The organism is Collinsella sp. AM33-4BH (assembly GCF_003469205.1).
Taxonomy (GTDB): Bacteria; Actinomycetota; Coriobacteriia; order Coriobacteriales; family Coriobacteriaceae; genus Collinsella.
The window spans coordinates 84,399-108,297 of record NZ_QSIN01000001.1 but is presented as its reverse complement, the minus strand read 5'-3'; the positions used below and the strand labels follow the sequence as shown (position 1 = coordinate 108,297).

25 protein-coding genes are annotated in these 23,899 nt (G+C 61.1%); 24 read left to right on the top strand and 1 reads right to left on the bottom strand.

From position 1 onward, the window contains the following. Positions 1–15: 15 nt before the first annotated feature. The 16 genes from DW821_RS00525 (at position 16) to rsfS (ending at position 15,664) form a co-directional block, all read left to right on the top strand. Positions 16–558: a peptidylprolyl isomerase gene (locus DW821_RS00525; protein WP_118064971.1), complete on the top strand. Its 543-nt coding sequence runs from the start codon at positions 16–18 to the stop codon at positions 556–558. An 11-nt stretch (positions 559–569) separates the two neighbouring features. Beyond that, positions 570–1,874: a tetratricopeptide repeat protein gene (locus DW821_RS00520; protein WP_233502548.1), complete on the top strand. Its 1,305-nt coding sequence runs from the start codon at positions 570–572 to the stop codon at positions 1,872–1,874. A gap of 127 nt (positions 1,875–2,001) precedes the next feature. Continuing rightward, positions 2,002–3,033: a rod shape-determining protein gene (locus DW821_RS00515; protein ID WP_006236061.1), complete on the top strand. Its 1,032-nt coding sequence runs from the start codon at positions 2,002–2,004 to the stop codon at positions 3,031–3,033. Positions 3,034–3,111: 78 nt separating this feature from the next. Beyond that, the gene (gene mreC / locus DW821_RS00510; RefSeq protein WP_117635285.1) at positions 3,112–4,053 is read left to right on the top strand and encodes a rod shape-determining protein MreC; all 942 of its coding nucleotides are present in this window, start codon (positions 3,112–3,114) and stop codon (positions 4,051–4,053) included. Between the two features lie 11 nt (positions 4,054–4,064). Next, positions 4,065–4,631 carry a hypothetical protein gene (locus DW821_RS00505; protein ID WP_055249984.1) on the top strand — a complete coding sequence of 189 codons (567 nt, stop codon included), beginning with the start codon at positions 4,065–4,067 and terminating at the stop codon, positions 4,629–4,631. Between the two features lie 13 nt (positions 4,632–4,644). After that, a complete protein-coding gene (gene mrdA / locus DW821_RS00500; protein WP_118064970.1) occupies positions 4,645–6,714 on the top strand; it encodes a penicillin-binding protein 2 in 2,070 nt (689 codons plus the stop codon). Positions 6,715–6,723: 9 nt separating this feature from the next. Beyond that, a complete protein-coding gene (locus tag DW821_RS00495; RefSeq protein ID WP_118064969.1) occupies positions 6,724–7,950 on the top strand; it encodes an FtsW/RodA/SpoVE family cell cycle protein in 1,227 nt (408 codons plus the stop codon). Between the two features lie 18 nt (positions 7,951–7,968). Then, a complete protein-coding gene (locus DW821_RS00490; RefSeq protein WP_118064968.1) occupies positions 7,969–8,898 on the top strand; it encodes a YcjF family protein in 930 nt (309 codons plus the stop codon). A 10-nt stretch (positions 8,899–8,908) separates the two neighbouring features. Beyond that, positions 8,909–10,786 (top strand): TIGR03960 family B12-binding radical SAM protein, encoded by a 1,878-nt coding sequence (locus tag DW821_RS00485; RefSeq protein WP_118064967.1) that lies wholly within the window; start codon positions 8,909–8,911, stop codon positions 10,784–10,786. Further along, entirely contained in the window at positions 10,783–11,595 is an 813-nt protein-coding gene (locus tag DW821_RS00480; protein ID WP_118064966.1) for a TIGR03936 family radical SAM-associated protein, read from the top strand. The genes DW821_RS00485 and DW821_RS00480 overlap by 4 nt, the downstream gene beginning before the upstream one ends. 67 nt (positions 11,596–11,662) lie before the next feature. Beyond that, the gene (gene rplU / locus DW821_RS00475) at positions 11,663–12,037 is read left to right on the top strand and encodes a 50S ribosomal protein L21 (protein WP_035138585.1); all 375 of its coding nucleotides are present in this window, start codon (positions 11,663–11,665) and stop codon (positions 12,035–12,037) included. Between the two features lie 33 nt (positions 12,038–12,070). After that, the gene (gene rpmA, locus DW821_RS00470) at positions 12,071–12,328 is read left to right on the top strand and encodes a 50S ribosomal protein L27 (RefSeq protein WP_089573443.1); all 258 of its coding nucleotides are present in this window, start codon (positions 12,071–12,073) and stop codon (positions 12,326–12,328) included. An 85-nt stretch (positions 12,329–12,413) separates the two neighbouring features. Further along, positions 12,414–13,880: a GTPase ObgE gene (obgE, locus tag DW821_RS00465; protein ID WP_199584226.1), complete on the top strand. Its 1,467-nt coding sequence runs from the start codon at positions 12,414–12,416 to the stop codon at positions 13,878–13,880. Between the two features lie 3 nt (positions 13,881–13,883). After that, positions 13,884–14,561 (top strand): nicotinate-nucleotide adenylyltransferase, encoded by a 678-nt coding sequence (nadD, locus tag DW821_RS00460; RefSeq protein ID WP_089573445.1) that lies wholly within the window; start codon positions 13,884–13,886, stop codon positions 14,559–14,561. An 86-nt stretch (positions 14,562–14,647) separates the two neighbouring features. Continuing rightward, positions 14,648–15,181, top strand: a complete 534-nt coding sequence (gene yqeK, locus DW821_RS00455; RefSeq protein ID WP_199584244.1) for a bis(5'-nucleosyl)-tetraphosphatase (symmetrical) YqeK — start codon at positions 14,648–14,650, stop codon at positions 15,179–15,181. Positions 15,182–15,208: 27 nt separating this feature from the next. Next, complete coding sequence (gene rsfS / locus DW821_RS00450; RefSeq protein ID WP_117786060.1) at positions 15,209–15,664, top strand: ribosome silencing factor; 456 nt, start codon at positions 15,209–15,211, stop codon at positions 15,662–15,664. Positions 15,665–15,761: 97 nt separating this feature from the next. Here the strand turns inward: rsfS and dinB are convergent, their stop codons facing one another. Then, positions 15,762–17,015 (bottom strand): DNA polymerase IV, encoded by a 1,254-nt coding sequence (dinB, locus tag DW821_RS00445; RefSeq protein ID WP_118064961.1) that lies wholly within the window; start codon positions 17,013–17,015, stop codon positions 15,762–15,764. A gap of 201 nt (positions 17,016–17,216) precedes the next feature. Between dinB and rpsP the strand changes: the two genes are divergently transcribed. From rpsP to DW821_RS00405, 8 genes are read left to right on the top strand one after another with little or no spacing between them, the layout of a single operon-like run. Further along, the gene (rpsP, locus tag DW821_RS00440) at positions 17,217–17,558 is read left to right on the top strand and encodes a 30S ribosomal protein S16 (protein ID WP_022094749.1); all 342 of its coding nucleotides are present in this window, start codon (positions 17,217–17,219) and stop codon (positions 17,556–17,558) included. 42 nt (positions 17,559–17,600) lie between these two features. Beyond that, the gene (locus DW821_RS00435) at positions 17,601–17,846 is read left to right on the top strand and encodes a KH domain-containing protein (protein WP_171021534.1); all 246 of its coding nucleotides are present in this window, start codon (positions 17,601–17,603) and stop codon (positions 17,844–17,846) included. 4 nt (positions 17,847–17,850) lie between these two features. Then, positions 17,851–18,372 (top strand): ribosome maturation factor RimM, encoded by a 522-nt coding sequence (gene rimM / locus DW821_RS00430; protein WP_117654833.1) that lies wholly within the window; start codon positions 17,851–17,853, stop codon positions 18,370–18,372. A 10-nt stretch (positions 18,373–18,382) separates the two neighbouring features. Next, complete coding sequence (gene trmD / locus DW821_RS00425; RefSeq protein ID WP_055250008.1) at positions 18,383–19,141, top strand: tRNA (guanosine(37)-N1)-methyltransferase TrmD; 759 nt, start codon at positions 18,383–18,385, stop codon at positions 19,139–19,141. 2 nt (positions 19,142–19,143) lie between these two features. Next, positions 19,144–19,707, top strand: a complete 564-nt coding sequence (lepB, locus tag DW821_RS00420; protein WP_055250011.1) for a signal peptidase I — start codon at positions 19,144–19,146, stop codon at positions 19,705–19,707. 59 nt (positions 19,708–19,766) lie between these two features. Further along, entirely contained in the window at positions 19,767–20,678 is a 912-nt protein-coding gene (locus DW821_RS00415) for a glycine--tRNA ligase subunit alpha (RefSeq protein ID WP_006236091.1), read from the top strand. A gap of 3 nt (positions 20,679–20,681) precedes the next feature. Next, on the top strand, positions 20,682–22,778 hold the full coding sequence (gene glyS, locus DW821_RS00410; RefSeq protein WP_118064959.1) for a glycine--tRNA ligase subunit beta: 2,097 nt from the start codon (positions 20,682–20,684) through the stop codon (positions 22,776–22,778). Positions 22,779–22,812: 34 nt separating this feature from the next. Beyond that, complete coding sequence (locus DW821_RS00405; RefSeq protein ID WP_118064957.1) at positions 22,813–23,688, top strand: pyruvate, water dikinase regulatory protein; 876 nt, start codon at positions 22,813–22,815, stop codon at positions 23,686–23,688. Positions 23,689–23,899: the final 211 nt, after the last annotated feature.

Here is a 23,899-nt window from a genome sequence, read left to right as displayed (position 1 = left end):
CGAGGAAGGAACCACATGTTTGGTTTTAAGAAAGAGCTCTACACGCCCGAGTATCAGCTTGTCGGCGACGAGTGCGCCGTAATCGAGACGTCGAAGGGTACCATCAAGGTCAAGTTTGACGGCGAGGGCGCTCCCATTCATGTCGCGAACTTCTGCGAGCTTTCCACGATGGGCTTCTATGATGGCCTTAAGTTCCATCGCTATGTGCCCGGTTTTGTTATCCAGGGCGGCGACCCCAATACCCGCGACATGTCCGGCGCCGACATCGCTGCCGGTCTTGAGGGCCCCGACGGTATGCCCGGTACCGGTGGCCCCGGCTACTGCATCAAGGGCGAGTTTGCCACCAATCCGCGCAACAGCCATGTCGATGGCGCCCTTGCCATGGCACGCTCCATGGACCCCGATTCCGCGGGTTCGCAGTTCTACTTCTGCCTGGGTGCCCAGCATAACCTTGATTCCGGTTACACCGTCTTTGGTACCACGGTCGAGGGTCTCGATGTGATTTCGCAGCTGCGTGCCGGCGACGAGATCGTCCATGTCGAGATCGTTCACGAGTAAAGGGGACTTCCTTGAATAGCCAGCTGATCCAACAGGGCCGCGCCGCTTACCGCGCGGGTGATTTTTCTGCTGCAGCCCAGATGCTTGGGGCGGCAAAGACTCCCGATGAGATTATGGGCGAGGCCGATCACCTTCGTGGCAACGCCTTGATGCACCTGGGCATGTATGCCGAGGCCGCCGAGGCCTATGCCGCCGCCCTCAACGACGGTACCTACGGCAAGCGCGGCGCGCTGCTCACCAACCGCGGCAAGGCGCTCGCCGCCGTGGGCGACTACACGACGGCCGCTCAGGCTTTCTCTGCCGCTACGCAGGATGCTTCCTATGCCACGCCGTTCAAGGCCTATCTGGGCCTGGGCAATGCGCTGTTCCAGTCGGGCGACTATGCCAACGCGGGAACCGCCTTCCGTCAGGCTGCCATCGACGGCGCCAATCCGGCTCCTGCCGCCGCACTCGGCGAGCTCGGTCGTTGCTTCATTAAGCTCGGCCGTCCGGCGGATGCCGTGGAGACTTACCGCACGGCTATCGACTTTGCCGGCCCCCGCGACGACACGCGTGCGCTCAACGCCGGCATGGGTCAGGCGCTTTCTGCCGCCGGCCGTCCCTCCGACGCACTCGACGCCTTTAATGCCGCTACTGCCGATGGCATCTACCAGCTCACCTCCGAGCAGGCCGATGAGCTTGCCCGCGTGCAGGATTCGCTTGCCGCGCTGTCTGCCCAGACGGCTATGGCCACGGCTCCGGCGCCCGCGATGGACGCTCCTGCCGTCGATCCGCTCGATCCTACGGGCGCGACCGGTCAGTTTATGCCTGATCCCTCGGACACCGGCTTCTTTACGCTGTCCGAGTCTGAGATGGTCCAGCAGGACCGTCAGGATCGTAAGCAGGCCAAGGTCCGTCGTCGCCATCGCCATACGGGTCTCAAAGTCTTCATCGTGCTGCTTCTGCTCATTTTGATCGCCGCGGGCGGTCTGGGCTTTGCCTACACGCGCGGCTTTGGCTTCCCGTCTCAGGAGTCTGTCGTTACCGATCTGTTCCAGGCTGCCGGCGACGGTGACGCCGCAAAGGCCGAGTCTTGCCTGGCCTCGAGCCTGTCCGAGGACGCTAAGTCGATGATCATCTCCTCGATTCCGCAGGGTGCCACCGTGTCCGTCGAGGGCATGGATCAGTCCATGACCGAGACGACCGCCAAGGTGAAGGCATCGCTGTCCAAGGGCGGCGAGCAGGAGTACACCGTCAAATTCGTGCGCTCCGACAACCATATCGGCTGGGCCGTTTCTTCGCTCGATATGGATTTCTCGGCTGCTGACAACCAGTAGTGACCTTATGGGATTTAGCTTTGCCCGGCGCTTCACCGCAAGTGAGGTGCCGGGCTTGCGCTAGTATGATGAGCTAGTAGTTTTCCAGCAATCATCCAACACATCAGGAGTTGCGTTGTTTTCTTTGATGGATATGTTCTTCGGTAGCTATGCGGGCGATCTTGCCATCGACCTCGGCACCGCCAATACGCTTGTCTCCGTGCGCGGCAAGGGCATCGTCATTCGCGAGCCCTCTGTTGTCGCCATCGACAAGAACGACGAGCGCATCTTGGCGGTCGGTATCGAGGCAAAGCGCATGCTCGGCCGTACGCCCGGCAACATCGTGGCCGTTCGTCCCCTGAAGGACGGCGTCATCGCCGACTTCGATGTTACCGAGGCCATGCTTCGCTACTTTATCGACAAGGCGTCCGAGAAGCGCTATCCGTGGACTCCGCGTCCGCGTGTTGTCGTCTGCGTTCCCTCCGGTGTCACGTCGGTCGAGAAGCGCGCTGTCTTTGAGGCCACGATCCAGGCCGGTGCCCGCCAGGCCTATCTGATCGAAGAGCCCATGGCGGCTGCCATCGGCGCCGACCTGCCCGTCGAGGAACCCACCGGCTCCATGGTCATCGACATCGGTGGCGGTACCACCGAGGTTGCCGTTATCGCTATGGGCGGCATCGTCGTCTCGCAGTCCATTCGTATTGCCGGCGACGAGTTCGACCAGGCCATCCTCACGCACGTTCGTGATGCCTACAACCTGGCCATCGGCGAGCGTACGGCAGAGGACATCAAGATCAAGGTCGGCTCCGCCGTGCCGCTCAAGGATGAGCTCGACGTCGAGGTCAACGGTCGCGACGTGATCACCGGTCTGCCCAAGACCGTGCGCATCGAGAGCGAGGAGATTCGTCGCGCACTCAACAAGCCGCTCGACGAGATGGCCAAGGCCGTCAAGGACGCACTCGACGCTACGCCTCCCGATCTTGCCTCGGACCTTATGTACTACGGCATTTTGCTGACCGGTGGCGGCGCGCTGCTGCGCGGTCTCGACGTGCGCCTGCGCGATGAGACCGGTGTTTCGGTCAACGTCAGCCCCACGGCGCTCGATAACGTCGTTAACGGCTGTGCCCGCGTGCTCGAGGCCAATGCGTTTGATGGCGGCTTCGTCCAGACCAATGCTTAATTTCCAAAAGGTGGATTCCATTTGGCACGATCTTCGGGTTTCTCCACAAATCTGAATACCAAGCGACAATCAACGGGTATGCGCCCGTTGATTGTTTTCAGCCTGATTTCGGTGTTGCTGCTCACGTTTTACATCCGCGAGGGCGAGGCAGGACCGATTCATGCCGTGCGCTCGGGCGTGACGACGATTACCTCGCCGGTGCGCTTTGTGGGCTCGGCTGTGGCGGCTCCCTTCAATGCGATCGGTAACGTGTTCTCTAACCTTACGGCGTCGCAGGACACGCTTGACGAGCTTAAGAAGCAAAACGAGGAACTGACCTCTAAGGTTGCCGAGCTCTCCGAGGCTCAAAAGACCGCCGAGCGACTGGAGGGGCTGGTCGGCCTGCAGTCGACCTACAACCTCAAATCAACCGCAGCTCGTATCGTCGGCGCTTCGGGCGATGCCTGGACCTCGACCGTCACCATCGATAAGGGTTCTGCCGACGGTCTTACCATCAACATGCCTGTGACGAGTTCTGCCGGTGTCATAGGCCAGATTATCGAGGTCTCGGCCAAGACGTCCACCGTGCGCCTGATTGGCGATGAGAACTCGGGCGTGTCCGCTATGGTGCAGGACACGCGCGCCCAGGGCATGCTGCAGGGTCAGGCTGACGGCACGCTGCGTCTTGAGTACGTGAGCGTCGATTCCGACGTTAAGGTTGGCGACATCATCGTGACCTCGGGCATTGGCGGTGTGTTCCCCAAGGGTCTACCGCTCGGCACCGTCTCGTCGGTTGAAAAATCCGCAAACGACGTGTACTACACCATTGTGGTGCGCGCCCAGACGACGGCCGAGAACAACGAGGAAGTGCTGGTCATCACCTCGCTGACCGACGAACAGTCGGCCTCGGATGAGGACGTGAGCACCGCTAATAGCACGCCGCAGGGAACGTCGCGCGATGCTGCGACCAAGACGAAGGACGAGAGCTCGGATGACGGTTCCGACACGTCCGAGACGACCGATTCCGGCTCGAGCGAATAGGGGGCATGTCCATGGATCTACACGAGCAGGGGATGAGCTCCCGCACGTTTGTAATCGCCGCCATCGTGTGCGTGCTGCTGCAGGCAGGCCTGGCACCGCAGATCTCCATTGCGGGCGGTCGCGTCAACTTTATGATTATCCTGGTGTGCCTAAGCGTGTTCTCGGGCGACCCGACCCGTGCCGTCGTGTGCGGTTTTTGCAGCGGCTTGTTCTATGACCTTTCCGCTGCCGTGCCGGTGGGCGTTATGTCGCTCCTGCTGACCGTGGGTTCTTTTGCCCTGGTGCATAGCGCCGCCGGTCAGACGGGCGGTACCCCGAGTGCGCGCGGCATCACGGTGGGTGCCTTCGCGCTCGTCATTAATGTGATCTACAGCATCATCTTGCTGTTTATGGGTTTGGAGACGAGCTTTGTCGTGGCGATCTTCGGCCATGCGCTGCCGTCTTCGATCCTGACGGGTTTGGTTGCCATTCCGTTTTTGATGTCCGGCGTCGTGCCGCAGTCCGGTTATGGATTCTCCGCACGTGGCGGACGCCAGACGGGCATGCGCTTTAAGCCCAAGACCCGTAAGCTCAAATAGGGGAGGCTCGTAGATGTCTTCCCAGATGACGGTTATTATCGCCGGTATCGTGCTGGTTGTGGCCATCGTGGTCGCGCTGGTCATCATGCGTCGCGGCGATTCCCGTTTTACCTACGATACGCAGCATGGAACGGCCCCGCGCGCCACCGAGGGCGAGGGCAATACCGCGGCGACCGCCTTTAAGGGCCGCTTCTCCATCCTCACCACGGGTGTGGGCGCGATGTTCGCGGCGCTTGCCGTCAAGCTGTGGGGCATGCAGATGGTCTCGTCGGACTATTACGAAAAGCAGGCTAATAGCAATCAGACGCGCACCGTTACCACACCCGCTGTGCGCGGCCGCATCCTCGACCGCAATGGCGTGGCGCTTGTCCAGAACCGTCCCTCACTTGCTGTCGTGGCCTATCGCGACCTTGCTGAGGATGAGGTTCTGGTTCGTCATCTTGCCAACGTGCTCGGTATGCCCTACGTGGCTGTGCTGCGCAATATCCAGGACAATTCCGAGGGCGCCCAGAGTCTGCATACCATCGCGACGGACGTGCGCCGCTCAACGGTTGCCTATATCAAGGAGCACGCCGGCGAGTTCCCGGGCGTCAAGATTGCCGAGCGTACCGAGCGCCAGTACCCGTACGGCGAGACGGCCTGTCACATTTTGGGCTATACCGGCACCATTACCTCCGAGCAGCTCGAGGCCCAGAATAAGAAAACCTCTGGCGATGATGATGCTTCTGCTGGCAAGATTACGTACCAGTCGGGCGATATCGTGGGCCAGGCGGGTGTTGAGAGCTACTACGAAAACCTGCTGCAGGGTATTCGTGGCGAGCAGACCGTCAAGGTCGATGCCTCGGGCAATGTGACCGGTCAGGCCGGCGCCGTGCCCGCCAAGGCCGGCTCCGACATTAAGCTCACGCTCGACCTTAAGATCCAACAGGCCTGTGAGACGGCGCTGGCGAGCGCCATCGAGCTTGCCAAGACCACTGGCTACAGCAATGCCGGCAACGGCGCTGTGGTGTGTCTCGATCCCAACAATGGCGAGATCCTGGGCATGGCGAGCGAGCCCAAGTTCGATCCTTCCGTCTTTATCGGCGGCGTCTCAAATGACGTGTGGACCGAGCTCAATGATGACAAGGGTTCGCACCCGCTGCTCAACCGCGCCATTAGCGGACAGTACATGTCGGCCTCGACCATCAAGCCGCTTTCGGCACTGGCCGGTCTTGAGTTTGGAACCTACACTTCAACACAGACAACCAACTGCACGGGCTATTGGACGGGCTTGGGCAAGGCTTGGGGCAAGCGCTGCTGGTTGACGTCTGGCCACGGCACCATGACGCTGCAGTCGGGTATCGCCAACTCGTGCGACCCCGTCTTCTACGACATGGGCAAGGCGTTCTTTTATGACGAGCAACATTCCGAGGGGCTGCAGGAGGTCTTTCGTCGCTGGGGCCTAGGCAAGACCTGCGGTATCGATCTGCCGAGTGAGGGCGCGGGCCGTATTCCCGATGCCGAGTGGAAAGAGTCGTACTTTACCGACGCCTCTGCCGAAGACCGCAAGTGGAATGCCGGCGATATGACCAACATCGCCATCGGCCAGGGCGACATTTTGGTGACGCCTCTGCAGATGGCATGCGCCTACATGGGCCTTGCCAACGGCGGCAAACAGTACGTGCCTCACGTGTTTTTGTCTGCCGTGTCGCGCGATGGCGACGGCGATGCCTATAAGTACAACGGCAAGGGCAAGAAGAAGCGTCTGGAGGCCAAGATCAACAGCGATTCGGATTTGACTCTTGTTCGCAACGGCATGCACGACGTGATTTACACGGCATCGACGTCCTTGGCGGCTCACTTTGGCACCCTGACGCCGCAGGTGTACGGCAAGTCGGGCACGGGCGAGAAAAGCGGCGAGGACGAATACGCGTGGTTTTGCGCCTATGCGCCGGCCGATGATCCCAAGTATGTCATCGCTACTGTCCTGGAGCAGGGCGGCGGTGGCTCAGATACCGCGATGCATGTCGTGCGCGATGTGCTCGGCGTGATTTATGACGAGCCCGATAGCTCTTCGGCCTCGGGCGATTCTTCGGTTCGATAGGAGGTTGCGATGGATTTTTCTCCGGCGGATCTGTTCCGTTCAACCAAGACCGGCTCTCGCAGCAGCCTGGACCGCGTCAACAAGCAACTTTCGGCCTCGCGCGGTACGTTTCGCCAAAAGGTGCATATCGGTGTGCTGCTGGCTACCGTCGCGCTCGTTGCCTATGGCGCCATCATTATTTGGTCGGCGTCACAGTTTAAGGCCGACGCCTCATTCTCGCGCCACCTGCTGGGCATTGGCATTGGCGCGGTGCTTGCGGTGCTCGTCTGGCGTACCGATCTGCGCGGCATCTCTAACTTCTCGACGGCGCTGCTCGTCATCGACCTTATTGTGATCTTCTCGCCCAAGATTCCGGGCCTGTCCTATACGGGCGGTCTGGGCATGACGGGCTGGATCAAGATTCCCGGTATCGGCTTGACATTCCAGCCGGTTGAGCTTGCCAAGCTCATCACCATCTTCTTTATCGCCACGCTTGGCTCGCAGTATAACGGCCGCATCGATACCGTTCGCGACTACGTCAAGCTCTGCGGCATGCTGTCCATTCCGTTTTTGGCCGTCGTCGCCATGGGCGACCTGGGCTCGGGCCTGGTCGTGCTGGTCTCGGGCGCCATCGTCATCTGCATGAGCGGTGCACGCCGCGAATGGGTGCTGTCGACCCTGGCCCTGCTCGTGGGCCTGGTGGCCCTCGTCCTGGCGCTCGATTCGGTCTTTGATTCGTTGCTCGGCCACGATGTGCTCATCAAGCAGTATCAGATGAACCGTCTGACGGTCTTTATCGACCCCGATAATGCCGATTCGGACGATGCCTACAACCTGCAGCAGTCGCTTATCGCCGTTGGCTCGGGCGGTTTCTTTGGTAAGGGTTTGGGCCATGCGACGCAGTCGGCCGGCGGCTTTCTGCCCGAGTTCCACACCGACTTCGTCTTCGCCTTCCTGTCCGAGACCTTTGGCTTTTGCGGTTCCTTTTTGCTCCTGTGCCTCTACGTGCTGCTGATCTTTTCGACGATTCGCGTCGCCTTTAATTGTGAGTCGCTGTTCTTGCGCCTATCGTGTGTGGGCATCGTTGGCATGTGGGCGTTCCAGACCTTCGAAAACATCGGCATGTGCATCGGCATGATGCCGATTACCGGTATTCCGCTACCGTTTATTAGCTTCGGTTCGTCTTCGATGATGATTCAGCTGCTGACGGTGGGTATCGTACAATCCATATGGCGGCATCGTTCGGGCGCCGCGTAACCGCTGGAGGGGTTTGCTATGAAAATTCCCGTAGATAAGCTGACCCGCGCTTTTAAGATGGGCGCGTCCGTTAAGAAGGATTCCGATACGCTGGTGCGCGTCTCGGTCTATTTGGATTCGTCCGCCTCGCGCTTTCTGGCCGAGACGGTGCGTGACGCCTTTGTACCGCAGACGACCTCGGGCATTGTGCGCGTCGAGCGTCTGGGGGAGGAGCGAATTGCTCCAAAGACCGATACCGATGTGGTGCTGGTGCTCTCGTGCGGCTCCGACCGCTTGGAGAGTGCCGTGCAGGAGCTCGTGATCGCCGGCGCCCCCGTGTGCGTGCTTGCCGAGTCTGCTGTGGAGGTGCCGTTTATCGAGGAGTCCACGCCTGTGCTCGGCGTGGTAGCGGCAACCGATAAGACGTATCTGCTCGAGACGCTTGCCCGCTGGATTCTCGATCGCACCGAAAAGGAAACGGCTTTTGCGGCGAACTTTGCCTTCATGCGCATCGCGGCGGCCAATCGTATCATCACCTCGTGCGCGCTCACCAATATGGCGACCGGTGCGCTGGTGTTTTTGCCGGGCGCCGATTATCCCGTTATGGCGCTGGCGCAGGTGGGCATGCTCTTTGAGCTCGCTGCCGTCTTTGGACGCGGCATTAAGCCTGAGCGCGGCTACGAGGTCGCGGGCGTGCTTGTCGGCGGTCTTGTGATCCGCGCGGTCACCCGCGCGCTCGTCAAGCAGACGCCGCATATTGGGTTTGCCGTCAAGGCGCTCACTGCTGCCGCGGGCACCTATGGCATGGGCCGTGCGCTCGTTTCGCTCTACGAGCGCGATGTCGACTACAGCCGTGCCAACGAGGTGGTCACTGCCACGTTCTCCCGCGTTCGCGATCTGGTGACCACGGTCGCGGGCGCTACCCGTCCTATGGCGTCCTACCAAGACGCGTCCGATCTCGCTGCTTAGGGGTTTTCCGTTGCGCGTTGCATACCAAGACTGTTTTCATTTAATTGAGCCGTTGCTCGCCAAGGTCGAGAAACCGAGCCGCTATATCGATCACGAGTGGGGCACGCTTTCCAAGGCCGATGCCGATTACCGTTGTTGCCTGATCTATCCGGACGTATACGAGGTCGGTCTGCCCAACCAAGGTATCGCCATCCTCTACAACATTCTTAACCAGGCCGAGGGCATCTCCTGCGAGCGCGGCTATGTGCCGTGGCCCGATATGGGTGACGCCATGCGCGAGGCGGGTATTCCACTGCTGTCGCTCGAAGGCGCCGCCCCCGTCGCTTCGTTTGATATGGTCGGCCTGCATGTGCCGCACGAGATGGCGGTGACGAACTTCCTCGAGGCTCTCGACCTCGCTGGCATTCCGCTGTTGGCGGCCGACCGCACCGAGGACGACCCCATTGTCATCGCCGGTGGCCCTTCGGTGTACAACTCCGAGCCGTATGCGGCCTTCTTCGATGCCATCCTCATCGGCGAGGGCGAGGAATCGCTGCTCGAGACCTGCCAGCTGCATCGCCATCTGCGTGACGAAGGAGTCCCGCGCGCGCAGATTGTTGAGCAGCTTGCATCCATTGCCGGCAACTACGTGCCGTCGCTCTATGAGGTTCGTCACGACGAGCCCTGCTCGCCGCATGGCTACACCGTGCCGCGTGAGGGCAAGGATGCGCCGACCGTGGTCTACAAACGCGTCGTCGAGGATTTCGGCGCCACGAATCCGCTGTCGCAGTCGTGCGTACCCTATGCGCAGCTGGTCCACGACCGCCTGTCTATCGAGATCCTGCGCGGCTGCGCCCGCGGCTGTCGTTTTTGCCAGGCCGGCATGACGTATCGCCCGGTGCGCGAGCGCTCGGCCGACCAGATCGTCTCGTCGGTGATTCGGGGTCTGGAAAAGACCGGCTATGACGAGGTGTCGCTGACCTCGCTCTCCACGACCGACCACTCCTGCATTCGTGACGTGCTCGGCAGGCTCAATCGTCGCCTGGAGGATACGGGTATTCGCGTGTCTATTCCGTCGCAGCGCTTGGATTCGTTTGGCGTGGATATGGCCGAGTCGGTCGCCGGCGAAAAGAAGGGCGGCCTGACGTTCGCGCCCGAGGCCGGCAGTCAGCGCATGCGCGACATCATTAACAAGAACGTGACCGAGGAGGACCTGGACCGTGCGGCCAAGGCGGCCTTCGAGGCCGGCTGGAACCGCATGAAGCTCTACTTTATGATGGGCCTTCCCGGCGAGCGCGACGAGGACATCGTGGCCATCGCCAATCTGGCCGATCACGTGCTGGAGCTCGGTCGTTCCGTGGTGCCCAAGGCTCGTCGCGGCTCGATTTCGGTGTCCATCTCGGTTTCGGTCTTTATCCCCAAGGCTGCCACGCCGTTCCAGTGGTGCCCGCAGCTCGACTACGACGACGTCAAGCGTCGCCAGAAGCTGCTTATCACGAGCGTTCGCAACCGTGCCGTCCGTGTTCATTACCACGATGCCGAGACCTCGCTCATCGAGGCCGCGCTGTCCCGCGCCGGTCGTGACATGACGCCCGTCATCATCGATGCTTGGCGCTCGGGCTCTCGCTTTGACGCCTGGGTAGAGCATTTCTCGCTCGATAACTGGAAGGAAGCTGCTGCCAAAAACGGCATCGACCTCAATGAGCTTGTGCACCTGCCCTACGAGTTGGATTGGCGCCTGCCGTGGGAGCATGTGAGCCCCGGCTGTACGCGCGGCTTCCTCGAGCGCGAGTACCGTCGCTCGCTCGAGGGCGTCACGACTCCCGACTGCACCCGCACGTCGTGCACCGGCTGCGGGATCTGCCCCACGCTCCACGCCAAGAATGTATTGATGGGTGATCGCGCATGAGTGAGCGCCTGACCGACAACCCCTCGCTCTTTAGGCTTCGTGTTCGCTATGGCAAGCGCGATCGCCTTAAGTACCTGGGCCATCTCGAAGTAATCCATACCATTGAGCGCATCGTGCGCCGTGCGGGACTTCCCTATGCCGTCACGCAGGGTTTCTCTCCGCACATGCGCGTGGGTTTCTCTTCGGCGCTACCGGTGGGTACGTCGTCGACCTGCGAATGGTATGACCTGTTTATGACCGAGTTCGTGGCGCTCGACGAGGCGTTTGGGCGCCTGGCCGCGGCGTCTCCGGCCGATCTGGCGCCCATCGAGGCAGCGTACATCGACGTGCGCACGCCGGCGTTGACGGCGCAGCTCACGCGCCTGTCGTATCGCATCGACCTGCACTTGGATCCCGAGGCGCCCGTAAGCGCCGACGAGGTGCGTCGTGCGATCGACACACTGCGCGCGGACCATGGCATCGACTACGCGCGCGGCAAAAAGAGCAAGCGCTTGGATTTGGATCACACGCTCGTGGGCTATGAGCTCACGGCGGGGGAGCGCCCGGACCATTTGGTGCTCATGCTCGACACCCATGCCGACAACGAAGGCTCCATGCGTCCGGAAATTTTGCTTTCCGCTGCTGATGTTTTGTTGCAGGGCTTGACCCCGGGCTTGGATGCACCTATTGTTTCCACCGGTATGCAAGACCTCGTGACCATCTGCTCCTACGATGTCGAGCGTCAGAATCAAGCATGCGAGGACGACGAGGGCCGACTCGTCAGCCCCATACCTGTGCGAACTTGTGGATTTGCTCCACATACTCGTTGACGGGGGTATTTTCGCCTGCTACTATATTCGGCTGTTGCACTAACTGATGCATGAAGGGCAAGTAAACATGTACGCAATCGTTAACACGGGCGGCAAGCAGTACAAGGTCGCCACCGACGATGTCATCACCGTCGAGAAGATCGAGGGCAATGAGGGCGACAAGGTCACCCTGCCGGTTATCTTCCTCAACGATGGTAAGAAGATCGTCACCGATCCCGACAAGCTGGCCAAGGCCAAGGTTACCGCTCAGATCGTTGAGCAGTTCAAGGGCGAGAAGCAGCTGGTCTTCAAGTTCCACAAGCGTAAGCGCTATCGTCGTCTGAAGGGTCACCGTCAGCAGCTCACCAAGCTGAAGATCGTGAAGGTCCAGGCTACGTCCCGCGCCAAGAAGGCTGTCAAGGCAGAGGCCGAGGCTGTTGCCGAGGCTCCCGTCGCCGAGTAGATTACACTCGTAACGAAAGAGTAGGTATACACAATGGCACACAAAAAAGGACTCGGTTCCTCCCGTAATGGCCGTGACTCCCGCGGTCAGCGCCTTGGCACGAAGCGCTTCGCCGGCCAGACGGTAACCACGGGCACGATTCTCGTCCGTCAGCACGGCACGCACATCCACCCGGGTGAGAACGTTGGCCGTGGCAAGGACGACACGCTGTTCGCGCTGGTCGACGGTACCGTTGAGTTCCACAAGGGTATCAAGCACAGGGTCAGCGTACGCCCGCTCGCGAACGCGTAATTCACCCTTCATAGAGCACATATGTGGGAGGCACTTGAGTTTTAGGATTCAAGGGTCTCCCTCTTTTTTGTAGGAGGCGATTCTGTTGTCACAGTTCACCGATATCAGCCGCATTAACGTGTGCGGCGGCGACGGCGGAGCCGGATGCATGTCGTTTAGGCGCGAGGCATTTGTCCCCAAGGGCGGCCCCGATGGTGGCGACGGCGGTCGTGGCGGCAATGTCGTCATCCAAGCCGATGCTCAGCTGTCTTCGCTGATCGATTACCGCTTTAAGCATCACTTCCGCGCCGAGCGCGGCACGCACGGGCAGGGTGCCCGTCGTAACGGTAAGAGCGGCGAGGACCTGATTCTCAAGGTCCCTATGGGCACCGTGGTGCGCGAGCTCGACCCCGAGACGCAGACACCGATGTTCGAGATTGCCGACCTGGTGCACGACGGCGAGCGCGTCGTCGTGGCGCCCGGTGGTGCCGGCGGTCTGGGCAATACGCACTTTGTGACGTCGGTGCGCCGCGCTCCGGCCTTTGCCCAGCTAGGCGAGCCGGCCGAGGAGCACTGGATTGAGCTCGAGATGAAGCTTATGGCCGATGCCGCACTCGTGGGCTTTCCCTCGGTGGGTAAGTCATCGCTCATTGCGCGCATGAGTGCCGCCCGCCCCAAGATTGCTGACTACCCGTTTACCACGCTCGTGCCCAATCTGGGCATGGTGCGTGCCGGCGAATATTCTTACGTCGTTGCCGACGTTCCTGGTTTGATCGAGGGCGCGAGCGAGGGCAAGGGCCTGGGTCACCAGTTCTTGCGCCACATTGAGCGTACGGCCCTGATCATGCATGTCGTCGACATGACGGGCGGTTTTGAGGATCGCGATCCGGTTGAGGACTATCGCATCATCAACCGTGAGCTCGAGCAGTATGGCGCCGAGCTTTCGGAGCGTCCGCAGATCGTCGTTGCCAACAAGTGCGATGCGCCGGGCACGGCCGACAAGATTGCCGACCTCAAGCGCGCAGCGCTCGACGACGGACATATGTTCTTTGCCGTGTCTGCTGTTACGGGCGCCGGCCTCAACACGCTGATGCTTGCCGTGGGCGAGCAGGTGGCTAAGCTGCGCGCCGAGTTGGCTGTCTCCGATGAGCCGGTCGTTCTGCGCGACGATGAGTGGGAGCGCCGTCGCCTGCAGCGTGAGAAGCATTTCCGCATTGTCCAGGAAGAGCCCGGTGCCTTCCGCGTGGTCGGTCGTGCCATCGAGCGCATGGTCATCCAGACCGACTGGGAAAACGAGGAAGCCGTTATTTACCTGCAGCATAAGTTTGCGCGTATGGGTGTTGACGACGCGCTCGAGAAGGCCGGTTGCCGTGCGGGCGACGAGGTCCGCATTTGCCAGCGCGCCTTTGACTTTGAGGGCGCCGAGGACTTCTCAGAGTACGAGGAGCTCGAGGATGCTGGCGAGGACGTTGCCGTTGAGGCCATTGACGTGACCTATGCTGCGAATGAGGGCGTCGAGGTTGTCGATGCGACGGATGCCGCGGACGATGTCGAGACCCCGGAGGGCGAGTAAGCCATGTCGCTGCGCGGTGGAATCGGTTTGCCCGAGCTTCCTCTAGAGGACGGGCAGGAGTTTAGGCTTGGCATTATGGGTGGCACCTTTGATCCCATCCATTACGGACACCTGGTGACCGCTGAGCAGGCGCGCGAGTCGCTCGACTTGGATGCCGTGCTCTTTATGCCGGCGGGCACGCCTGCCTTTAAGCTTGACAAGCCGGTGACGCCTGCCGAGGACCGTTATGCCATGACGGTTCTTGCCACCGCCGCGAACCCGGCCTTTTTGGCGAGCCGGTTCGAGATCGACCGTCCGGGCGTAACCTATACGGCCGATACGCTTCATGCCCTTCGCGACTTTTACCCGCCGCAGGTAAAGCTCTACTTTATTACGGGCGCCGACGCGATTATTGATATTGTGACCTGGCATGATGCCGAGCGAATTGCTGAGCTTGCTACCTTTATTGCGGCGACGCGACCGGGCTTTGATATCGATACGGCGCGTGCCCGAATCAAAGAGTCGGGGCTGCCGTTCGACGTGCGCTATATTCAGATTCCGGCGCTGGCGATCAGCTCGACGAACATTCGTAAGCGAGTTGCCCGCGGCATGAGCGTGCGCTATCTTACGAGCGAGTCCGTGCTCGGCTACATTCGCAAGCGCAGGCTATATGCCGATTTGGGCCAAGAAGATTTTGAGTGATGGGGGCTACGTTGTCGGTAGAGGATCAGTTTGAGGGCGATGAGCGCGCGCTGCTCAAGCGCATTCAAGAGCTGCTCGATGTTCGCATGAAAGATAAGCGCAAGCGCTATGTGCATTCGCTGGGTGTTGCCGAGACCGCACTTCATCTGGCCGAGGTCTACGGCGTTGACCGCTTTGATGCGGCTGCCGCCGGCTTAATTCACGACTGGGACAAGGTGCTTTCCGATGACGAGCTCGTGGCCCGCGCGCTTCACTATGGCATCAAGGTTGCCGGCTCTCCTTCCGCCGCGACGCCGCTTTTGCATGGCCCGGTTGCCGCCTATGAGCTTCCGCAGCTATTTCCCGAGCTATCGCCGGCCGTTTTCCAAGCTGTCGACCGTCACACCGTGGGCGCCTGCGACATGACGCCGCTCGATATGGTGGTCTTTGTAGCCGATGCTATCGAGCCCAACCGCCATGGTGATTATGCCCACGCGCTGCGCAAGATGGTGGGGGAGTCGACGCTTGACGAGTTGTTCTTCTCCTGTTTTGCGCAGGGTTTGGTCTATGTGATCCAGTCCGGGCGCTATCTTTATCCCACGGCTATTTCGATTTACAACCATTACGCCCAGCTACGCTAGCTCGGGCTGTCTAGAAAGAGGTATTCCATGGCCGACGAGACCATGACCGACGAGCAGATTCTTGAAGGTGTGGAGCACAAGAGCTTCGCCGCCACGTCCGACCGTACCGCCGCCTCGCTGTCCGCGAGCGGTGTCGCCGCCGAGGATGTCGCCCGCGCCGCCGCGCAGGCCGCCTACGACAAGAAGGGCGAGGACGTGCAAGTGCTCGATTTGACCGAGCTCTCCGACGTGTGCGACTACTTTGTGCTTGCCACCGGTACCAACAACCGCCAGGTCGATTCAATCGTCGACGAGATCGAGGAGAAGGTTGCCGAGGCTTGCGGCGAGCATCCCTTCTCCATCGAGGGCCGCGAGCAGAAGACCTGGATGCTCATGGACTACGGTTCGGTTGTCGTCCACGTCTTCACTCCCGAAGCCCGCGACTTCTACCGCCTAGAAAAGCTCTGGGGCGACGCCCCCCAGCTCCCCCTCGACCTCCTCTAGGAGCTCATTTGGGACGGGCTTTTTAGCTACCCTTTACCGATTGCCGGTCAGTTGCGGTTTTCCGCACCTGCCCGGCTTTCTTTTTGCCCAAAGGCGGTTAATCGTTGAAGCGGGATTGGCGGCCGAAGGAAAGGGCGGTGTCGCCGTATTTGTCTCGGACGGCGTCGATAGCGACCGAGAGGTCGCGACGGTCGCTCGATTGGGCTCCGCGGTCGTCGACTTCGCAGAACAGGTCGGTTTGGATACCGCCTTGGTGGTTGAAGTCGCTCATTCCGATGCCTGCCAGACGCACGTGCATGCCTTCTTGCCAGATGTTGTCGAGCAGTTCGAGTGCAACCGCCACGAAGATGTTCTCATCGTCGGTCGGATGAGGCAGCCGGCGCTGTGCCGTACGTCCGCTGCCATACGAATACTTGAGCTTGAGCGTTACCGTGCCACCCGTCAGTCCCTGACGGCGCAGGCGGCGTCCCACTGACTCTCCCAACAGCGCAATCGCCGCCTCAATATCCCCACGCTCAGTCAAATCTTTAGCAAAGGTGCGTTCATTGCTGACCGATTTGACCTCGCGTTCCTCGTCGAGGCTCGTGACTTCGGAAACCTCGAGTCCCAGCGCGCGCTGACGCATGCGCTCGCCGTTGACGCCAAAAATAGAGGCCAAGGTGGATTCCGGTGCACGTGATAGCTCGCCGAGGGTGTAGATGCGCATGCGGCGCAGTCGCTCCTCGGCCGAGAGCCCGATGCCGCTCATGGCAGATACCGGCAGCGCGGCCAAAAAGCGCTGCTCAGTTCCGGGGCGCACGATGGTCAGCCCAAACGGCTTATCCCGCTCGCTTGCGATCTTTGCGACCGTCTTGTTGCAGCCCACGCCAATGGAGCAGGTCACTCCCAGTGCTGCCACGCGGTCGCTTATGCGCCGCGCAACCAGCAGCGGGTCTTCGGGCGCAAAGCGGCCCGGTGTGATATCGATAAAGGCTTCGTCGATGGATACGCGCTCAACACGCGGGGTCTCGTCGGCGAGAATCGCCATGACCTGCGCGCTGACCTCACGATAGCGATCAAAATGCCCATGCGTCCAAATGGCTTGCGGGCACAGGCGCCGCGCCTCGGCCGAGGGCATGGCGGAGTGCACGCCAAAGCGACGTGCCTCATACGAACACGTGGACACGACGCCACGCGAATCGGCGTCTCCGCCCACGATGAGCGGCTTTCCGCGCCATTCGGGATGATCGAGCATCTCCACGCTCGCAAAAAACGCATCGAGGTCCATGAGGCCCACCGCCGAACCCGTCCAGGGAGGCGGTGTGACGCCCATGGCATCCTCATAACCGTATGTATGTTCGCGTCTTTCCATGTCATGAGTATACCGCGCAGCTCATGTGGGGTGCGTGTATGTGCTTGCAAATCCCGAATTCTTGTCTAAGATATGGATTTGCCCTCGACTACACCGAAGAAGTTGGTCTCACGGACTTCACCTGCCCGCGTCGATGGCGTATTATATTCAACTGTTTGTTTGTAGTTGCAGCCTAAAGCTGCTTGGTTGGAGGAGTTTCCTTTGGCAGTCAAGATTCGCCTTGCTCGTCACGGCGCTAAGAAGCGTCCGTACTACCGTGTCGTCGTCGCCGATTCCCGCGCCCCGCGTGACGGTCGTATCATCGAGGAGGTTGGCCGCTACAACCCGATGACCGCCCCCAAGACCATCAACCTCGACCTCGAGAAGATCGCCGACTGGCAGTCCAAGGGCGCTCAGCTCACCGACGCCGTCGCCGCTCTGGTCAAGGCCGCCAACGAGGGCGAGAAGACCGAGACCGTCGTCAAGAAGTCCAAGAAGCAGCTCGCCAAAGAGGCCGAGGCCGCTAAGGCTGCCGCTGAGGCCGCTGAGGGCGCCGAGGAGTAAATCGTGCCTGAGGTTGACGCTGCACAGCTCGAGGGTGAGGCAATGCTCTCAGATCGCATCGCCGATCTCGTCGAATATCTCGTTGTTCAGATCGTCGACGACCCGGATTCCGTGAGCCTTGAGGTCATCGATGGTGACGACGCCTCTACGATTGAGGTTTCGGTCGCCGAGGATGACGTCGCTAAGGTCATCGGCCGTCGTGGCCGTACCATCAAGGCCATTCGCACGCTCGCCCGTGCGCTGGCCGCTCGCCTCGACACTGCTGTCGAGGTAGAGGTTCTGGGCTAGGACCTTGAGGTCCCAGTACAAAAACATCGCCCGTGTGGTCAAGCCGCACGGAAGGAAGGGGGAGGTCCTCGCGCAGCCGCTGCGGGGGCTTCCTTCTGTATTAGAGCCGGGTATGCGCGTCGCCCTGACGCCGCCGGCGCTCAAGCGCGACCGCTTTTGCACGGTTGTGTCCGTCACCGATACGGGCGATGGCGATCTGGTCTCATTTGAGGGCATTGACGACTTGACGGCCGCCGAGGGCATCACGGGATGCTATGTGCTGGCAAATCGTGACGATTTTGAGCTCGATTCACTCGACGCCGCCTATACCGACCTGATGGGTCGCGAGGTGGTTGACGAGCGCTTCGGTTCGCTCGGCACGATTGTCGAGATCATGTCGACGCCCGCTAACGATGTTTGGGATGTCGAGGGCGATCGGTACGGCGAGGTACTGATTCCCGTGATCGAGCAGGTTGTGCTCGATCTTCCCGACACAGGAACAATTTCCGTCCACGTTATGGACGGCCTGATCGATATGGACAAGTAGGGAGGACAACATGCTGATTGAGACCCTTTCGGTCTTTCCCGAGATGTTTGAGCCCGTCATGTCCACATCGATTTTGGGCCGCGCCCGCAAGGCCGGCCTTTTTGATTTTAAGGCGTATAACCTGCGCGACTGGACGCACGACCGCCATCGTACCGTCGATGACGAGCCGTACGGCGGCGGGCAGGGCATGCTCATGAAGGTCGAGCCTATTGCCGAGGCCATCGAGGCTATTAGCTCCGAGGGTCCTAAGCCCACCGTGGTGTTTTTTACCCCCTGTGGCGAGCCCTTTACACAGCATGTGGCCGAGCGCCTGCTCAAAAGCGAGCGCTTGCTGTTTGTGTGCAGCCGTTACGAGGGTGTCGACGAGCGTGCCTATGCGTATGCCGACGAGCGCCTGTCGATCGGCGATTACGTGCTCACGGGCGGCGAGCTTCCCGCTATGGTCGTTGCCGATGCCGTCGTACGCCTGATTCCCGGCGCCCTTGGTGACGAGATGAGCAACGTGGACGAGTCGTTCTCGACCGCCGAGGACGGAGGCCTGCTCGAGTATGCGCAGTACACTCGCCCTGCTGAATTCAACGGCGAGGGCGTGCCGCCGGTGCTCGTGAGCGGTGACCATGCCAAGGTTGACGCCTGGCGCCGTAAGAATGCCATCGAGCGCACCTGCCGCTGGCGTCCCGACCTGATCGAGACGGCACGGCTTACGCCCCAGGAGCGCGCATACGCGCAGGAGATTCTGGACGCTTCGTATTCGCAGAGCGAGGAGTGAGAATGGTTCCATCGCAGCATTCCGCGTTGAGGGGCGCTTTTGAGTGGGTCGCGGTCATCGCGATCGCGCTCGTGGCCACCTTCCTGATCCGCACCTTTGTGGTCGAGCCCTTTGTGGTACCCACCGGCTCCATGGAGGACACGATCGAGATTGGCGACCAGATCCTGGCACAAAAGGTGAGCCTCGAGCTCGGTCAGCCCGTCAAACAGGGTGATATCGTGGTGTTCCACAACCCCGATGCCACTTCCGAGCATGATGTTCTTGTCAAGCGTGTTATTGCCACGGCCGGCCAGACGGTCGACCTGCAGGACGGCAAGGTGGTCGTTGACGGCCAAGCGCTCGACGAGGACTATACGACGGGCATGAGCTGGCCGCTTTCGGTCCAAGCGCCTGGCGCCCAGGTGAGTTATCCCTACACCGTCCCCGACGGGTGCGTGTGGGTGATGGGCGACAACCGCGAAAACTCTGCCGACTCGCGCTACTTTGGTCCCGTCGATCGCTCTGATTTGATCGCTGTGGCGCTTGTGCGCTACTGGCCGCTCAACCGCATCGGCGCTATCGACTAAAAACCGCTATAGTACAGTACCTAACCGTGTAATCGTTTCGACGAGGGGATATTAGAGGCATGAACGCTTCATCGCTTTCCTTCCAAGACATCATCCTGCGCCTCCAGCAGTACTGGGGCGAGCAGGGCTGCGTCATTATGCAGCCCTATGACTCCGAGGTCGGTGCCGGTACCTTCCATACCGCGACCACACTGCGCTCGCTCGGTCCCGCCGAGTGGCGCACCTGCTATGCTCAGCCTTGCCGCCGTCCCGCCGACGGCCGCTACGGCGAGAACCCTAACCGCATGCAGCACTACTATCAGTTCCAGGTGCTCATCAAGCCGTCGCCGGTCAACGCCCAGGAGCTCTACCTGGGTTCGCTGGCCGCCATTGGCCTGGACCCCAACGACCATGACGTCCGCTTTGTCGAGGACGACTGGGAGAGCCCGACCTTGGGCGCCTGGGGCCTTGGCTGGGAGGTCTGGCTTAACGGTATGGAGGTCACGCAGTTTACGTACTTCCAGCAGGTGGGCGGTATCGAGGTCGACCCCGTGCCCGTCGAGATCACCTATGGCCTGGAGCGTATCGCCATGTACGCCCAGGGCGTCAACTCCGTTTACGACCTAGTGTGGAGCTACCTGCCCGACGGTACGCCCATGACTTACGGCGACGTGTTCCTCGAGAACGAGCGCGAGTTCAGTGCCTATAACTTTGAGGTCGCCAACGTCGAGATGATGCGTCAGAAGTTTGACGACTACGAGGCCGAGTGCCATTCCTGCCTGGAGCGCAAGCTGCCGTTGCCGGCGTACGACTGTGTCATGAAGTGCAGCCACGCCTTCAACCTGCTCGATGCCCGCGGCGCCCTGTCCGCGGTCGAGCGTGCCAACTACATCCTGCGCGTCCGCGCCGTCGCCAAGGCGTGCTGCGAGGCCTACATGGCCGAGGTCGCCGGAGTCAACGAGAATGCCGACCAGGAAGGCGAGGTGGCGTAAGCCATGGCAGACGCTAAGGATTTCCTGTTTGAGATCGGTACGGAGGAAATGCCCTCTGCACCGCTGAACAATGCCGTCAAGCAGCTTGGTACCATGATCGCCAAGGGTCTCGACGAGGCCGGTCTGGCCCACGGCGAGGTCCGCGTGATCTCGAGCCCGCGTCGCCTGGCTGCGCTCGTGGCCAATGTCGCCACTGCGACCGACGAGGTCCACGAGGTTAAGCGCGGCCCCGCGGCCAACATCGCGTTCGACGCTGACGGTAACGCCACTAAGGCCGCCCAGGGCTTTGCCCGCAAGTGTGGTGTGGCTGCCGAGGATCTGGTCTGTCGCGAGGACACCGACGGCCGCGAGTACGTCTTTGCCGAGAAGAACATTCCCTCCGCACCGGCAACCCCGATCCTGACGGCCCTGTGCGAGAAGACCATTGCCGGCCTGCAGTGGCCCAACTACCGCTCCCAGCGCTGGGGCCACGAGCACGCGACGTTCGTGCGTCCGGTCCGCTGGATTTGCTGCCTTCTGGGCGAGGATGTTGTGCCTGTGTCATTTGCCGACGTGACGAGCGGCAACACCACGCGCGGCCATCGCGTGCTCGGCCCCGGTGACCACGTTGTCGCCAGCCCCGCCGCCTACGAGCAGGTACTCGAGGACGCCGGCGTGCTTTCTGCCGAGCGCCGTCGCGAGGCCATCCTTGCCGGTATCTCCGAGGTCGAGGCCGCTCGCCCCGGCTGCCATGTCGATACGCCCAAGAAGGTCTTTGAGGAGGTCATTAACCTCTGCGAGTGGCCGACGGTGCTCGTCGGTACTTTCGACGAGGAGTTCCTCAAGGTCCCGCACGAGATTATCTGCGAGTCCATGCTCACCAACCAGCGCTACTTCCCGATCTATGACGGCGAGGGCAAGCTGACGCGTGAGTTCGTGGTCGTCTCCAACAGCAAGCCCGAGAACGCCGAGCGCGTGATCGACGGTAACGAGCGCGTCGTGCGCGCCCGTCTGGACGACGCTAAGTTCTTCTACGAGGAGGACCTGAAGATCTCCCTCGACGAGTTCCGTGAGCGTCTGTCCAAGGTTGCCTTCCAGGAGAAGCTCGGTAGCGTGCTCGCCAAGTCCGAGCGCATCGAGCAGCTCGCGCTCGCTATCGCCCGCGAGGCTCACCTGGGCGCCCATCTTGCCGCCGACGCCGCTCGCGCCGCACACCTGTGCAAGGCAGACCTGGTGTCCAACGCCGTCGTCGAGTTCACGAGCCAGCAGGGCGTGATGGGCGGTTATTACGCGACCGCGATGGGGGAGAACGACGAGGTCGCTCATGCTATTCGCGATCACTATCGTCCCCGTTTTGCCGGTGACGAGCTGCCCGAGGGCACCGCTGGCTGCATCGTGGCCTGCGCCGACAAGCTCGATACCATCGCCGGTATCTTTGCCATCGGCGAGCCCCCGACCGGCTCCTCCGACCCCTACGCGCTGCGTCGTGCCGCTATCGGCATTATCAACATCCTGCGCGACCGTCTGCCGATCGACCCCACGTCGCTCATCGACTTTGCCCTCGAACTCTACAGTGAGCAGGGCATTGAGTTCGACGCCGCCGAGGTCGCCCAGCAGGTTCGTGACTTCTTCCATGGCCGCCTGGTGAGCATGGCCCGCGACGAAAAGATTCCGGCCGATACCGTCGCCGCCGTCTCCGCGGTGCACATCATCGCCCCGTCCGTCTTCTTCGCCCGCTGCGCCGCCCTCGACGAGGCCCGCAAGAACGACGCTGAGACGTTCGACAACCTGGCGACCGCCTATGCCCGCGCCGCGCATATCTCCAAGCCTGAGCTTGGTGCGGAGTATGACCGCAGCCTGATGGGCGAGGTCGAGCTCGCGCTCGCCGACGCCTCCGAGGCCGCTCAGACCGCTGTCGATGCCGCCCTTGCTGTCGAGGACTACCCGGCCGCATTTGCCGCCCTCGCCGCCCTGCGCGCGCCCATCGACCGTTTCTTCGATGAGGTCATGGTCATGGACAAAGACGAGCAGCTTCGCGATAATCGCCTTAAGCTGCTCAACCGCTTCGAGGCCGTTTTCTCCGGCATTGCCAACATCGGTGAGCTTGCCCGCAAAAAGTAAGCCAGCCTGCGCATAAGCGCAAAAGGAGCCCCGCATGGATTGCCCGGTCACCGCTCGTCCCACCGTTATCGTTATCTCCGACTCGCTCGGCGATACCGCTTGTGAGGTGGTGCTTGCGGCGTCCGGGCAATTTGATGTAGGGGCTTTTCGCGTTTTGCGCCTGCCTAAGGTGACCTCCGTGGAGCAGGTCAAGTCATTTGTGGGGCCGCGCGTCGATGCCGACCATCGCGATATCGCCGTGTTCCACACCATCGTCGATCCGGCGCTTCGCGCCCGCGTGCTCGATTATTTGGGCATGCTGCACATTCGCTCGGTCGACCTGATCGGTCCGACGCTCGCCGTATTGTCGTCGCTCATCGGTGTGCCGCCCAAAGGCGTTGCGGGCGTGATTCACAAGACCGACGATCGGTATTTCCATCGTATCGAGGCCATGGAGTATTTCGTTGAGCACGATGACGGGCGCGGTTGCGACGATCTGTCGGGTGCCGATATCGTGCTGCTGGGTGTGTCGCGTACATCCAAGACGCCGCTGTCGATGTATTTAGCCTATCAGGGCTACAAGGTCGCCAATGTTCCGTTGGCGCATGGCATGGAGCCGCCCAAGTCGGTTTACGAGGTTGACCCGATGCGCCTGTTCGGCTTGATTTCGACCGTCGATGTGATTTCCGAGATTCGCGATAGCCGCTTGGGCGACGACTACGCCCGCGCCGTCGCAGGCTCCTATGCCGAGCCTGAGTGCGTGCGCAGCGAGCTTGAGGATGCCCGTGCCCTCATGAAGCGCCTGGGCTGCTTTGTGGTGCGCACCGACGGCAAAGCCATCGAGGAAAGCGCTGCCGAGATCATTGCCCACCTCGAGGAGATCCAGGAAGCCAGAGCCCGCCGTGCCGCCCGCCGCGCTCAACAAAAGTAGCTCACTTGGGACAAGGTTGTTTGGGTAGCTAATTTGGGACGGGGCTCTTTTAGCTAACCAAAGAGAATACTTGGAATTAATGCTGATAAATGGTAAAGCGATTTAGCAAAAACATCGCATCCGACCTGCACTTTCCTTGTAGTGGTATCTTCATAAGGTAACCACCTTTACCTACCGTTTACCGCCGGTTTTAGCACGTTTACCAAACCGC